Source organism: Acrocarpospora catenulata (genome assembly GCF_018476525.1).
Classification (GTDB): domain Bacteria; phylum Actinomycetota; class Actinomycetes; order Streptosporangiales; family Streptosporangiaceae; genus Acrocarpospora; species Acrocarpospora catenulata.
In genome coordinates, this window is the sequence record NZ_JAHCST010000013.1 from 1 (window position 1) to 12,956 (window position 12,956).

Below are 12,956 nucleotides of genomic sequence, written 5' to 3' on the forward strand. Positions count from 1 at the left end.
CCAGCCCACCGAACCCCCCACACCCCGACCCCGCCCCCGCCAACTTGGCCACCACCCCCAGAAGTGCGGTATGGTTTTCCCGTCAGCCCGAAGGGGCAGACGATCCCGGGCGATTAGCTCAGCGGGAGAGCGCTTCGTTCACACCGAAGAGGTCACTGGTTCGATCCCAGTATCGCCCACCATGTTTCACCAGCTCAGAGGCCGTTTCTCCTTCGGGAGGGGCGGCCACTTTGCTATTGGGAAGCCTCCGGGAGGTTCAGAGTCGCCATGAGCTCCCCCATCACGTTCACCGCGACCGTCACCCTCGACGACGAGGGGTGGCACGTCGCGCGTTGCGTTCAGGTGGAGGTCGCCAGCCAGGGCCGGGCTGTCGAAGAGGCACTCACCAATCTCCGGGATGCCCTTGAGCTCTACTTCGAGGACGAACCCCTGCCGGAGCAACCAATCGTCGCGCCTATCGAGATCCGGCTCTCGGCCTGAGCCTCCGTCAGTTCCCGATCTGTCCGGAAACCCAGGGCGTGCGCCAGGAACGTCTCAGGTGGTTCAGGCGGCGATTTCTAGGGCGTCTGCTGTACGAGGACCGGTGTGGTGGAGTCTTTCAAGGTGAGCAGCAGATAGCGCTGCCGGTCTCTGTTGTTCGGTGCGAGGGGCTCCCTCAGTGGGCCGATGGCCTGGGCGATCTGTGATCCGGAAATGTTTGTGGTGAAGGTGGCGAGGGCTTGCTTGTGGCCGAAGGGTGGGGTGCGGGAGGTCACGAGCCAGAGCGTGTAGGTCTTTCCTGGGGTGAGGCCGGAAGCCGCGATTTCCAGGGTGTCGAGGGGGCCCATTCCGTTGACCGAGACCGTGGCGTGCCCTTGGTGACCGCTGCCCTGGGGAGCCGTCATCGTGAGGTGGCTGGATATTCCCGCTGAGCCTCTTGATGCGAGGTTGGCCGTACCGTTCCCGGTGGGCACCGCTCCGGGAACGTAAACCAGGGCCATCGGCTGTTGTCCGATGGGAATGGTGGCGATCACCTGGTTGGTCAGCGTGTCGATCGCGGCCACCGCGTCCTGGTTCTCCAGGCCGACGTAGACCCGGGTCCCGTCGCCGGATCCCCAGACCCCATGGGGCAGGTCGCCGACGGCGATCGTGGCGACCTGTTGCGGATTCGCCCCGCCCCGGCGGTAGACCTTGACCTTGTTCTCGCCGCCGACCGTCACGTAGGCGAACTGGCCTTTCGCGTTGTCCACGGTGGTGACGTGATTGGTGATGGGGCCGGTGTTCAGTGTGGTGAGGATGCGGAAGGGCGGCTCGCCGCTCATAACCTGGGTCTTACCGGAGTCCTTCAGCGTGAACCACACCTCCTTGCCATCCCGGGTCACGGACAGGTTGGGAGAGAAAGGGCTGGCCTGGGGAATCCGGGCGATGACCTGGTACGTGCGAGTGTCCACGACGTCCACTTCGGGGGTGAAGCTGGACGGCACGTACGCGTACCGGCCCTGCGGGTGGAACAACACCATGCCGGGACCGTTGGCCGTCACCACCCGGCGCTTCTCCTTCATCGCCACCGGGTCGATCACCGACACGTAGTCCTGGCCGCGTACGGTCGCCCAGACCTCTTTGCCGTCGGGGGTGAAGAACGCTTCGTGCGGGGCTCGTCCGATGTACACAACCCCCTTGACCTTGTTCGTGGCCGTGTCGATGAGCGTGACGGAATTCGAGCCGATGGAGACCACGCAGAGTGTCCGGTGGTCGGGCGAGAAACCCATGCCATGGACGAGAAGCTGGCCTTTGTACAACGGGTTCAGCGCACCGGGAACGGTGTCACCAAGCCGGATGACGCCGAGCAGGCGATTGGTGGCGGGATTGAGGACCGAGACCGTGTTCGACGTCTGGTCGGCGGTGTAGACACGATCCTGCCCGGAGACCCGAATCCGGCCGGCGGCGGTGGATGTGGGCCCGGCCGGCGGTGGCGACAACGCCGCGATTCTGCGGCTCATGAGGTCCATCTCCTGCTGTTGCGTGACGACGATCTCCTGGGCCAGTCGCCTCAGCGCGGGATCGCCGCCCCGCTGGGCCAGCAGAATCCTGGCCATGTCCACGGCGCCCTGATGATGCGGGATCATCATCGCGGCGAAATCATGCCCCGGATCGCCGGTCATGGGCGCCGCCGCCATGTCCCGCTTCATTCTTTCCATGCTCTGCGCCATTTCCCAGGCGAATGGCGAGCGGTCCACATGTGCCGAGTGACCGCACGAAAGCGCCCCGAACATCCCGGACCCCGTGACACCCAAAGCCAGGCACTTCCTGAGAGTGATCGTCATGCCCAACCCATCCCCGGCGGCACGTCCACCCGAACGTCCTGTTCAGGGAGGGTGCCGGTGCCACTGCCACCCCGGGCGCGCTGCTAGACGCGCCACATGGAGGCGAGCTGTCGCATAGCCAGTCGCCGCGGTATCGCGCGTAGGGCGGCGTCGCGTAGCCACGCGGTGGCGCCGGTTGCCCGCTACCTGGTACGGCATCTCACCCACCGCCGTGGCAGGCGTCTGAGCGCCGGATCCGGTGTCGGCCGCGCGTCCGTACGGACCGAACGCCTGACGCCACCTAGGTGTTACTTTGATGAGTATCTAATTTGACAAGGGCCTAATCAGTCCGGCACCCTCATCAAGTGACCCTGATTAGATGCTCTTCTAATCAGAGTGCCCCGGATAGGGCGGCACTAACGTCCGTCCTCGAGAGGAGAAGAGCATGAGTGGATGCTGCGGCCCTGTCGCTGCTGAACTGGAGACGGCCGAGCCCGTCTTCGCCGTGCCCGATGGCGGCCTGGAGAGCCAGCCGGTGGTGGTGATCGGTGCGGGCCCGGTTGGGCTGGCCGCTGCCGCGCACCTGGCCGAGCGCGGCCTGGACTTCCTGGTCCTGGAGGCGGGCCGGCAGGCCGGCGCGTCGGTGGCGCGGTGGGGCCAGGTACGGGTGTTCAGCCCCTGGAAGTACAACATCGACGCCGCCGCCCGCCGCCTGTTGGCGGCATCCGGGTGGATCGCACCGGACTCGGACTGGCTGCCCACCGGAGCCGAGCTCATCGAGGACTATCTGGCCCCGCTGGCCAAGCTGTTCGGCGACAAAGTGCGGCTGGGTGCGCAGGTGACCGCGATCAGCCGTCTGGGCTACGACCGGGTCCGAACTCTCGGCCGTGAGCAGGCCCCGTTCCTGATCCGCCTGAGCGACGGTGAGGAACTGCACGCCCGCGCGATCATCGACGCGTCCGGCACCTACGCCACGCCCAACGTGCTGGGCGCGAGCGGTCTACCGGCCCACGGCGAGTCACAGGTCGCGAGCCTGATCGATCACGCCCTGCCCGACGTGCTGGGCGCCGACCGCGAAAGGTACGAAGGTAGCCACACGCTGGTCGTCGGCGCGGGCCACTCGGCCGCCACCACCCTGCTTGCCCTGACCGAGCTGGCGGACACGCCCATCACGTGGGCGATCCGCGCGGGCGGCGCGAGCCGCAGCTACGGCGGTGGCGACGCCGACGCGCTCCCGGCCCGAGGCGCGCTCGGCACCCGGCTGCGCGCCCATGTGGAGTCCGGCCGCATCACCCTGCTGACCGGCTTCTTCACCCACCGCGTTCAGCGGACGGCCGATGGCGTCAAGGTGGTCAGCCGGGACCCCTCCGGCCACGAGCAGGCGGTCACCGTCGATCGGATCGTGTCGGCGACCGGCTACCGCCCGGACCACGCCATCGCCGCCGAACTGCGCCTGGATCTCGACCCGATCCTCGGGTCCACCCGGCAGCTGGCTCCGCTGATCGACCCCAACCAGCATTCCTGCGGCACCGTCCCCGCCCACGGTGTCGACGAGCTCGCCCACCCCGAGCCCGGCTACTACGCCGTCGGCGTCAAGAGCTACGGCCGCGCCCCGACCTTCCTGATGGCCACCGGCTACGAGCAGGTCCGCTCGGTGGCCGCCGCGCTGGCGGATGACTGGGAGGCGGCCCACGACGTCCAGCTCGACCTGCCCGAGACCGGCGTCTGCTCCTCCGCTCTCGCCGAGGCCCAGGAACAGCGTGCCGGCCTGGCCACCGGAATCAGCGGCGGCCTGCTGTCCACTCCACTGCCCACCGCGCTACCCCTGGTGACCGCCGGCGACGGCGGTTGCTGCTGAGAAAGATGAGCGAGACGGCCCCGACCGCCGCCCCGCCGAGGGCGGCGGTCGCACCCACCACCTCGGCTCTGCGGGGATCGCCTCCGCGATGGTGCTCTACGAATCCGCCTTCGCGGTCATCGTCGCCAGGTTCGACGCCCAGGCCCGCGCCAACGCCCTGCTCGCGGTGACCATCGTCGCCGGGTTCGCCTCCAGCATCTTCCTGCCTCTGACCGGCCTGCTCGTTGAGAAGTACGGCTGGCGCCAGGCCCTGGTCGTGGGCACGGTCGCGCTGGCGCAGGTCGCGAGATACGGGTGGGTGATGGCCGCCGTCGCCGTGGCATGCGCGCTGGCAGCGGGCGCGCTGCTGGCGTATCACCGCATATAGTTTAGATCGATATCAAAACAAGGTGGAAGCAAGGAGGCGCAGGATGAGCACCCAGTGCTGCGCGCCGATCACCCGCCAGCCGCTGTCAGAGGGCGAGGCCGCCGAACTGGCGGTGCTGCTGAAGGCGGTCGCCGATCCCGTACGGCTCCGCCTGCTGTCCATGATCGGTTCGCATGCCGGGGGCGAGGTCTGCGTCTGCGATCTGACCGACGCCTTCGACCTGACCGCCCCCACCATCTCCCACCACCTCAAGGTGCTGCGCACCGCCGGGCTGATCGGCGGCGAACGCCGGGGCACCTGGGTCTACTACTGGATCATCCCGGATGTGGTGAACCGCCTCGGCGACCTGTTCGTCCCGCACCAAGAAACCATCTCCACCCCTGCGGCTGAGGTGGAGTTCGCCACACGCCGCGATCACCTCGCCCGTCAGGGGTAGGGCTCGCGGGCCGATCCGTCGGGTTAGAGCCAGAAAATTGCCAGAACGGCGAGCCCCAGCCTCATCGCCACGAAGTGACCAGGAACGTCTCTTGGTCAACAGCAAGGATGATCGCCCTGCTCAGGCTGCCGCGCGCCCGGCGGCTGTGCCCCTGCGCGGCGGACGCGGCACTTCGATCCGAGCCGGCGCCCATCTGGGTCCTTCCTCGCCGACTACCCGGTGCCTACACGACCATGCCCAAACATACGCCGCCGCACAAGTCATCGGCATTGACTATGAGTTTGCCCATCATCCTTGCCATGGATGACCAGCGTATCTACGATGTGGGTCACATTCCGCTGGTGCGGCGGTTTGTCAAGGAAGGTCCGGCGCATGAACCACCGTCACAGATTCCCCCTGTCAGCGCTAGCCGGTCTGACCGGTCTCGCCCTCGGCTCGGCTGGTTGCTCGATCCCCGCAGACACCTCCCCTGCCGCGCGATCGTCCACGTCCGCGGCCGTCCACGTCCGGACGGGTGGCGCCATTGTCATCGGCGCCGAGCAGGAACCAGACTGCACCGACTGGATCGGGACCTGTGCAGGATCCATCTGGGGCACCTACATCATGCAAACCCCCACCATCCCCAAAGTGTTCGAGGTGCGCCGCAAGGGAGACAACTGGGTTCCCGTCGCCTCCCAGCTGATGGCCTCGGAGCCGACGATCGAAGACGGGGACCGCCCCCAGATCACCTACAAGATCCGCCCCGAGGCCGTCTGGTCCGACGGCAAGCCCATCACCTCCAAGGACCTTGAGTACACCGCGCTGCAGGTGCGCGACGGCAAGGACGTCTTCGACAAGACCGGCTACGACCGGATCTCCTCGATCGAAACGCCCGACGAGAAGACCGCGGTCGTCACCCTCAAGTCCCGCTACGGAGGCTGGCGCACCTTGTTCAGCTCCGGGTATGGCGTGCTGCCCGCGCATCTCCTGCAGGGCAAGGACCGCAACGCCGTAATGAAGGACGGCTACGACTTCAGCGGCGGCCCTTGGAAGATCAAGGAATGGGCCAGGGGCGTCTCCGTCACCCTGGTCCCCAACGACCGGTATTGGGGCGAGCGCCCCAAGCTCGACCAGGTCACCTTCCAGTTCACCCCCGACACCGCGGCCGCCTTCCAGGCGTTCAAGAGCGGCCAGCTCGACGCGCTCTACCCGACGCCGCAGCTCGACGCGGTCGAGCAGATCAAGTCCGGGCTGCCGGACGCCAACACGCAGGTGGACGCGCAGACGGGCAACCTCGAAGCGCTCTGGATGAACAACGGAACGTTCCCGTTCGACTCCCAGCCGGTCCGCGAGGCCATCGCCTACTCCGTCGACCGCAAAGCGATCGTCGAGCGGCTGTACGGCTCGCTCGGGGTCAAGGAACCGTCGCAGAGCTTCCTGTCGCCGCTTCTCTCGACGTACGCGGCATCCGCCTTCGCCAAGTACACCCGCGACCTGGCCAGAGTCCAGCAGATCATGACCGGCGCCGGGTGGGCGAAGAACGCGGACGGGATCTGGGCCAAGAACGGCCGCCCCGCCCGCTTCACGATCGTCTCGCTGGCCGGCAACAAGCGCCGCGAGCTGACCGAGCAGGTGCTCCAGACGCAGCTCAAGGAAGCCGGCTTCCAGCTGGACATCAAGAACACCACACCGGCCAACCTCTTCGGCAAGCAGGCACCGGCGGGCGACTTTCAGATGGGTCTGTGGACCCTCGTCGACACCTTCCCCGACCCTTCGCTCAGCAACTCCTTCAGCTCTACCTCGATCCCGACCGAGGCCAACGGCAACTCCGGCATCAATTTCATCAGGGCCAAGGTGGACGGCCTGGACCCGCTGCTCGAACAGGTGGACGCCGAGCTGGACGAGACCGCCCGTACGGCGGCGTCCGTCAAGGCCGACGAGCTGATCGCCGCCGCCGTCCCGTCGATCCCGCTCGGCGCCGTCCCCAACGTGCTGCTGTGGAACAAGCGGCTCGGCGGCCCGATCAGCATCAACCCGGTCGAGGGACCCTGGTGGAACCTGGAGCAATGGGGCTTGGCGCAGTGAGGCGGAATCCTTGCTGACTTTCCTATGGACATCTGAGAGGACCGAGCGATCATGCCGTGGCAACGCTTCTTCGAAGCCCGTCAGTGCCTGACCCTTCGCCGGGGCCGGGGGGCGGGAGACCTCGTGCTGTGGGTGGAGGACACCGAGATCGGTCCTCGACTGTCGGTGTGGGACGCGCGGGAGGATGTGACCCGCCCGGTAACCGGGAAGGTCGGCGACGCGGAGAACGCCGTACTGACCGCCGCGGGCGACGCCGTGCTGAGCCACCACTCCGACGACGACGGCTCCGAGATGGGACACGTCATGGCGACCTGCCTGGCGACGGGCGCGGTGCGCGACCTGACCCCCGGCCTGCCGCCGTACACGCTGCGTGGCATCGACGTGGCCCGGGAGGGCGACCAGGTGGTGCTCACCGCCGTCGCGGCGGACGGGTTCAGCCTCTGGCTGGTCGCGGGCGGACCGCCCAGGCGGCTGTTCACCACGCGTAACGAGGCGTGGAACGGCCTGATCTCCGCCGACGGGACGCTGGTGAGCGTCGACACCACCGACCACGACCCGAGCCTTCGACGCTTCGGGGTGACCGTGCTCGACCCCGCCTCCGGGACCGTCCTGGCCTTCCTGTCCGACGGCCCGGCCAGCCCGGTGCGCGCGGTGCGCTTCTCCCCCGTGCCCGGCGACCCGCGCCTGCTCGTCTCGACGGAGCGATCCGGGTTCGCCCGGCCCTGCGTCTGGAACCCCCTCGACGGGAGCCGCCTGGACGTCGGCGCCCCACACCTGGTCGGCGACGTCGTGCCTCTGGACTGGTCCGACGACGCGGCGTACGTGCTGCTGGCGCACGTGGATGGGGGCGTCCACCGCATGCTCGAACTCGATGTCCGCACCGGGGAGGTGGCACCCGTCGAACACCCCTCGGGCGCCTACTTCGAGCCTGACGTCGCCGCGACCCACCTGAACATCTGGGCCTCCCACTACGGCCAGGACGGCATCCGGCTGCTGCGCCAGCGCTTCGACATCCCCCTCACGGTCCTTGACGTCGATCGGGGCAGCGGGGCCACCACGCTCCGGCGGCCCGGCAGCGCTCCCGCCGGCGTCCGCGCCGTCTCGCGTACAATCCGCTCCGCCGACGGCACGCCGCTGCAGCTGTGGACGTGCGTGCCGCCCGGCGCCACCGCCCCTGGCCCGCTCGTCCTCTATCTGCACGGCGGCCCCAACATGGTGACAGTCGACCGGTACAACGCGCAGGCGCAGACCTGGCTCGACGAGGGCGTCGGCTACGCGGCGCTGAACTATCGTGGCTCGGTCACATTCGGCCGCGAGTTCCGGGAAGGGTTCCGGCCGTCGCTCGGCGACCGGGAACTGGAGGATCTGAACGCCGCGGTCCAGTGGCTGGTGGCCGCGGGGATGGCCGCCAAGGACCAGGTCTTCGTCACAGGCGTCTCCTACGGCGGCTACCTGTCGCTGCTGGCAATGGGCCGCGCGCCCCACCTGTTCGCGGGCGCGCTGGCGTTCGTGCCGATGGCCGACTGGCTCTCCGCGTACCACGACCAGAATCCTGCGCAGCAGCGGGCGTGGCGGTACTTCATGGGCGGCTTCCCCGACGAAGTACCCGACAGGTACCGGCGGGCGTCCCCCATCACCTACGTCGGCGACGTCCGCGCACCCGTCTGGATCAGCCACGCCACCCATGACACCCGCTGCCCGCCGCGCCAGGTCCACGAGTACGCCCTGTCGCTCGAACGCGCCGGCGGCGACGTCGTCCTCGACTGGTTCACCGGCGGTCACGAGACCAGCAGCAGGGACCAGGCCATCGCCGACCAGCGGCGCATGCTGGAACTGGTACGGTCGGCGCTGCGCGGCGAGCGCTGGTCCAAAGGGCCGGTGACGCCCCCTCCGGGATGGTGACCGTGTCGCGGGCGGCGAGTTGCCGATCCCGGCGATCGTGCTGCTCTGGTGCTACTGATCTCCGCGGTGAAGATGGCCCGGCACACGCCCCTCGGCGAGTGATCGAGCCCCGGAGAGCGGTTCCTGTACGGCTGCGGGTTAACGGACGGTGGACTGATGGGGAACAACGGGTTCCGGAACCGCCGGGCCGGGGCGGCCGAACAGGCCGTGCACCACGAGCAGGCCGATCACTCCGCCGACGAGTTGGGCGGCGATGAAGGCGGGCACCGAGGCGGGGGCGATCCCGGCGAAGGTGTCGGTGAAGGCGCGGCCGATGGTGACCGCCGGGTTGGCGAAGCTGGTGGAGGAGGTGAACCAGTAGGCCGCGCCGATGTAGGCGGCCACCGCCGCCGGGGCGACCGCGGTCCGGCCGGAACGGACCAGGCAGAAGATCACCAGCAGCAGGCCCGCGGTGGCCACCACCTCACCCAGCCACAGGTGCCCGGCGGCCCGCTCGGTCGTCGACCAGGCCATCGGCGCCTTGCCGAACATCGCATTGGCCAGGACGGCTCCGCCGATCCCACCCAGAATCTGGCACACCGCGTAGGCGCCGACCTCACCCAGCGCCAGCCCCACGCCGGTGTACCTTCCCTGCCACCAGTCGGCCAGGGAGACCACCGGGTTGAAGTGCGCGCCGGAAACCGGACCGAGAGTGACGATGAGCACAGCCAGACCGAAGACGGTGGCGGTGGAGTTCTGCAGCAACTGCAGGCCCACCTGGCCCGGAGAGAGGGCCTGGGCCATGATGCCCGAACCGACCACGACGGTGACCAGCAGGGCGGTACCAAGGAATTCAGCCAGCAGGCGGCGTGGCAGGGGGGTCATGAACTCACCTTGAGCGGGGATCTGGAGACGGGGCGGAGGCGGGGAGCTGGAGCAGGGCCGACAGTTCGGCGAGCCGTTCGGGGACGACGCGGTAGTAGACCCAGGAGGCGCGGCGCTCGGAGGTCAGCAGGCCGACCTCCTTGAGCACCTTCAAGTGATGGCTGATGGTGGGCTGGGACAGCTCGAAGCCCGCGGTCAGGTCGCACACACAGGCCTCGCCGCCCTCGTGGCTGGCCACCAGGGACAGGATCCGCAGCCGGGCCGGGTCCCCAAGCGCCTTGAACACCCGGGCCAGCCCGGCGGCCCGGTCAGGCGGTAGGGGCTGGCGGGCCAGCGGGGCGCAGCAGTCCAGCACGTTCAGCGGATCCAAGGCTCGACCCTCCTGTATTGACCGATATCGAATTCGACTACCATCAATACCAGAGTTGCGAGAGAGGCGAGACATGCCCCACAAACCCAGTGTGCTGTTCGTTTGCGTCCACAACGCCGGAAGGTCTCAGATGGCCGCCGGATGGCTCGCCCATCTCGCCGGCGACCGCATCGAGGTCCGCTCGGCCGGGTCCGCCCCCGCCTCGCAGATCAACCCGGTCGCGGTCGAGGCGATGGCCGAGGTCGGCATTGACATCACCGGCCAGCGACCGAAAATCCTCACCGCTGATGCCGTGGAGGCCTCCGACGTGGTGATCACGATGGGGTGCGGCGACGCCTGCCCGATCTTCCCCGGCAAACGCTATGAGGACTGGAAGCTCGACGACCCTGCCGGGCAGGGCATTGACGCCGTGCGCCCGATTCGCGATGAGATCCGCGACCGCGTCACCCACCTCGTCGGCGAGCTCACGACGCTCAAAACCGGCTGATCGGGCCGGCCCGGCCTGCTCAGCGGCCGATGATCGTACTGCGACGTTCCATCAGCAGCACATCGCGCCAGACGCCGTGGTGGCAGCCCACCCGCTGGCGGGTGCCCAGCACGCGAAAGCCGAGCGCCTGGTGGAGCGACAGGCTGGCGGCGTTCTCCGGAAAGATACCGGTCTGGATCGTCCACACCCCGGCATCTTCGCTGGCGGCGATGAACGCGGCCAGGAGGGCGCGGCCGATACCCTGGGCCTGGCAGTCCGGATGCACGTACACGCTGTGCTCGACCACGCCCGCGTAGACCGGGCGCGCCGAGACGGCCGAGGCGGCGATCCAGCCGACGACCTGATCGGTCTCGGTGTCGACGGCGACATAACGCAGTTGAGGTATTCGGGTGGCGGTGAACGCCTCCCACGACGGCGCGACGATCTCGAAGCTGGCCTGGCCGGTGTCCAGCCCGGCCTGATAGACGGCCAGGACCTGAGGTGCGTCCGCCTCCCGCATCGGGCGGATCTCCAGCCCTGGACCGATGGCGGGCTTGACGGCCTGGACGATGGCCGAGTGCACCCCGTCGCCATGGTCGGCGGTCAGGCGGATGCGGACGCCGACGAAACCGGCCTGCCGTAGGAGAGTCCGATACTCCTCGACTTCGAGCGAACCGGCGACGCAGCCCACGCGCCGTTCGGCAGCATGCCGCCGTACCGGATCGATCATCCCGTCGGTCACCACGTCGCTGACCCCGAACCTGCCGCCGGGGCGCAGCACGCGGAACGCCTCGGCCAGCACGGCGGGCTTGTCGTCGGACAGGTTGATCACGCAGTTGGAGATGACGGCGTCCACGGCCTGGCCAGGCAGCGGGATGGCCTCGATGCCTCCGTGCAGGAACTCGACGTTCGTCACACCCGCCTGAGCGGCGTTGGCGCGAGCGAGCTCAAGCATGTCCGGGCTGGCGTCCAGGCCGTAGACCTTGCCGTCCCTGGCCAGCCCGGAATACCGCTCGACCACCACCTCGTCGGCCATCGAAGCCCCTCCCTCACTCGCAGACTGGAGCGGCAGGAACCGGGTTGCCCATCACCACATCGGCCGCGGTCGGGAAGCAGCTCACGCAGGCCTGGTTGATCCGGTAGAAGGCGGAGGTACCCTGCCGCTCGACCAGCACGAACCGCACTTCGGCCAGGATCCTCAAGTGGTGAGAAACGGTCGACTGGCCCACCCCAGAGGCGATCACGATCTCGCCTACACTCATCGGCTCCCGCCGGCGAGCCAGTAGCGAGACGATCTGGATCCGGGTCGCATCCGCCAGCGCCTTGAACCAGCTCGCGTACTCTTCCGCCGTCGCACGGTCCAACGGCTCCACTGCCGCATTCATCGAAAATCTACGATAAACGATGAATGGTGAGCTGTCAGCCGGAAGGGTCGAGGAACTCAGCCTCGAAGTACCGCAGCGCCTTCAATGCTCTGGCGAGGGACTTCGCGTAGTGTCCGAACTTTCACAACAGTCCATCGGTCTGCCCGGAATCGGGTCAAGAGGGCACAGGTGCCATCGGGTGTGGGCTGGTTACCGCTCTGTTGCGTCCTTGGGACGGTCAGGACCTGGGCAAGAGGGACTTGGGACCTTCGTCCCTAGTTGCGGGGGGTGGCCGGGGCATAGCGTTGAGGAATGATCCAGGTGTTCCTGGTGGACGACCATGAGGTCGTACGCCGCGGGGTGGCCGCCCTGCTCGAGAGCGAGGACGACATCGAGGTCGTCGGGGAGGCGGGGACGGCCGAGTCGGCGGTCGCGCGGATTTCGGCGTTGCGGCCGGACGTGGCCGTGCTCGACGTGCGGCTGCCGGACGGCAGCGGCGTGGACGTGTGCCGCGAGGTGCGGTCGCGGATGCCGGAGCTGGCCTGCCTGATGCTCACCTCGTACGCCGACGACGACGCGCTGTTCGACGCGGTGATGGCGGGGGCCTCCGGATACGTGCTGAAGCAGATCCACGGATCCGACCTGGTGGGCGCGGTGCGTACGGTCGCCGGGGGGCAGTCGCTGCTCGACCCGCGGACCACGGCCGCGATGTTGCAGCGGCTCCGGGCGCAGGCCGCCAGGAAGGACCCGCTGGGCGCCCTGTCGGACCAGGAACGCCAGATCCTCGAGCTGATCGGGGAGGGCCTCACCAACCGGCAGATCGGCGAGCGGCTCTTCCTGGCCGAGAAGACGGTCAAAAACTACGTGTCGAACCTGCTCGGCAAGCTGAGCATGGAGCGCCGGACCCAGGCGGCGGCGCTGGCGGCGCGGATGAAAGCGGAACGGCAATGAGCGAGATGACTTTCGACCCACCTTCCGGTACG

At 68.3% G+C, this 12,956-nt stretch carries 13 protein-coding genes and 1 tRNA gene; 9 read left to right on the forward strand and 5 right to left on the reverse strand.

Annotated features, from left to right (window positions below):
- Positions 1-107 precede the first annotated feature (107 nt).
- Both KIP79_RS15655 and KIP79_RS15660 read left to right on the forward strand, forming a co-directional pair.
- A tRNA-Val gene (locus KIP79_RS15655) sits at positions 108-182 on the forward strand.
- An 85-nt stretch (positions 183-267) separates the two neighbouring features.
- A complete protein-coding gene (locus tag KIP79_RS15660; protein WP_214105540.1) occupies positions 268-480 on the forward strand; it encodes a type II toxin-antitoxin system HicB family antitoxin in 213 nt (70 codons plus the stop codon).
- A gap of 77 nt (positions 481-557) precedes the next feature.
- Here KIP79_RS15660 and KIP79_RS15665 read toward each other — a convergent pair whose 3' ends face one another.
- Positions 558-2,168: a DUF305 domain-containing protein gene (locus KIP79_RS15665; RefSeq protein WP_214105541.1), complete on the reverse strand. Its 1,611-nt coding sequence runs from the start codon at positions 2,166-2,168 to the stop codon at positions 558-560.
- A gap of 559 nt (positions 2,169-2,727) precedes the next feature.
- Between KIP79_RS15665 and KIP79_RS15670 the strand changes: the two genes are divergently transcribed.
- From KIP79_RS15670 to KIP79_RS15690, 5 genes are all read left to right on the forward strand, one after another.
- Complete coding sequence (locus KIP79_RS15670; RefSeq protein ID WP_214105542.1) at positions 2,728-4,140, forward strand: FAD-dependent oxidoreductase; 1,413 nt, start codon at positions 2,728-2,730, stop codon at positions 4,138-4,140.
- Between the two features lie 88 nt (positions 4,141-4,228).
- Complete coding sequence (locus KIP79_RS46980; RefSeq protein WP_250213310.1) at positions 4,229-4,507, forward strand: hypothetical protein; 279 nt, start codon at positions 4,229-4,231, stop codon at positions 4,505-4,507.
- Positions 4,508-4,550: 43 nt separating this feature from the next.
- Positions 4,551-4,943 (forward strand): ArsR/SmtB family transcription factor, encoded by a 393-nt coding sequence (locus KIP79_RS15680; protein WP_214105543.1) that lies wholly within the window; start codon positions 4,551-4,553, stop codon positions 4,941-4,943.
- A 627-nt stretch (positions 4,944-5,570) separates the two neighbouring features.
- Positions 5,571-7,007, forward strand: coding sequence for a peptide ABC transporter substrate-binding protein (locus KIP79_RS15685; protein WP_214105544.1), 1,437 nt, complete (start codon positions 5,571-5,573; stop codon positions 7,005-7,007).
- Positions 7,008-7,058: 51 nt separating this feature from the next.
- Positions 7,059-8,909, forward strand: a complete 1,851-nt coding sequence (locus tag KIP79_RS15690; protein WP_214105545.1) for a S9 family peptidase — start codon at positions 7,059-7,061, stop codon at positions 8,907-8,909.
- 138 nt (positions 8,910-9,047) lie between these two features.
- Here the strand turns inward: KIP79_RS15690 and KIP79_RS15695 are convergent, their stop codons facing one another.
- Positions 9,048-9,773 carry an aquaporin gene (locus KIP79_RS15695; protein ID WP_214105546.1) on the reverse strand — a complete coding sequence of 242 codons (726 nt, stop codon included), beginning with the start codon at positions 9,771-9,773 and terminating at the stop codon, positions 9,048-9,050.
- A 4-nt stretch (positions 9,774-9,777) separates the two neighbouring features.
- Positions 9,778-10,143: an ArsR/SmtB family transcription factor gene (locus KIP79_RS15700; RefSeq protein WP_250213311.1), complete on the reverse strand. Its 366-nt coding sequence runs from the start codon at positions 10,141-10,143 to the stop codon at positions 9,778-9,780.
- Between the two features lie 73 nt (positions 10,144-10,216).
- Between KIP79_RS15700 and KIP79_RS15705 the strand changes: the two genes are divergently transcribed.
- The gene (locus tag KIP79_RS15705) at positions 10,217-10,630 is read left to right on the forward strand and encodes an arsenate reductase ArsC (RefSeq protein ID WP_214105548.1); all 414 of its coding nucleotides are present in this window, start codon (positions 10,217-10,219) and stop codon (positions 10,628-10,630) included.
- 19 nt (positions 10,631-10,649) lie between these two features.
- Here the strand turns inward: KIP79_RS15705 and KIP79_RS15710 are convergent, their stop codons facing one another.
- A complete protein-coding gene (locus KIP79_RS15710) occupies positions 10,650-11,645 on the reverse strand; it encodes a GNAT family N-acetyltransferase (protein WP_214105549.1) in 996 nt (331 codons plus the stop codon).
- A gap of 13 nt (positions 11,646-11,658) precedes the next feature.
- Entirely contained in the window at positions 11,659-11,994 is a 336-nt protein-coding gene (locus KIP79_RS15715; RefSeq protein ID WP_214105550.1) for an ArsR/SmtB family transcription factor, read from the reverse strand.
- Positions 11,995-12,285: 291 nt separating this feature from the next.
- Between KIP79_RS15715 and KIP79_RS15720 the strand changes: the two genes are divergently transcribed.
- Entirely contained in the window at positions 12,286-12,924 is a 639-nt protein-coding gene (locus tag KIP79_RS15720) for a response regulator transcription factor (RefSeq protein ID WP_214105551.1), read from the forward strand.
- Positions 12,925-12,956 lie beyond the last annotated feature (32 nt).

Bases quoted from the DNA above. Each gene is read 5' to 3' on its own strand.
- KIP79_RS15720 (WP_214105551.1), top strand. From the start codon at position 12,286: ATGATCCAGGTGTTCCTGGTGGACGACCATGAGGTCGTACGCCGCGGG.
- KIP79_RS15710 (WP_214105549.1), bottom strand. From the start codon at position 11,645: ATGGCCGACGAGGTGGTGGTCGAGCGGTATTCCGGGCTGGCCAGGGAC.
- KIP79_RS15665 (WP_214105541.1), bottom strand. From the start codon at position 2,168: ATGAAGCGGGACATGGCGGCGGCGCCCATGACCGGCGATCCGGGGCAT.
- KIP79_RS15670 (WP_214105542.1), top strand. From the start codon at position 2,728: ATGAGTGGATGCTGCGGCCCTGTCGCTGCTGAACTGGAGACGGCCGAG.
- KIP79_RS15705 (WP_214105548.1), top strand. From the start codon at position 10,217: ATGCCCCACAAACCCAGTGTGCTGTTCGTTTGCGTCCACAACGCCGGA.
- KIP79_RS15690 (WP_214105545.1), top strand. From the start codon at position 7,059: ATGCCGTGGCAACGCTTCTTCGAAGCCCGTCAGTGCCTGACCCTTCGC.
- KIP79_RS46980 (WP_250213310.1), top strand. From the start codon at position 4,229: ATGGTGCTCTACGAATCCGCCTTCGCGGTCATCGTCGCCAGGTTCGAC.
- KIP79_RS15695 (WP_214105546.1), bottom strand. From the start codon at position 9,773: ATGACCCCCCTGCCACGCCGCCTGCTGGCTGAATTCCTTGGTACCGCC.
- KIP79_RS15660 (WP_214105540.1), top strand. From the start codon at position 268: ATGAGCTCCCCCATCACGTTCACCGCGACCGTCACCCTCGACGACGAG.
- KIP79_RS15715 (WP_214105550.1), bottom strand. From the start codon at position 11,994: ATGAATGCGGCAGTGGAGCCGTTGGACCGTGCGACGGCGGAAGAGTAC.
- KIP79_RS15680 (WP_214105543.1), top strand. From the start codon at position 4,551: ATGAGCACCCAGTGCTGCGCGCCGATCACCCGCCAGCCGCTGTCAGAG.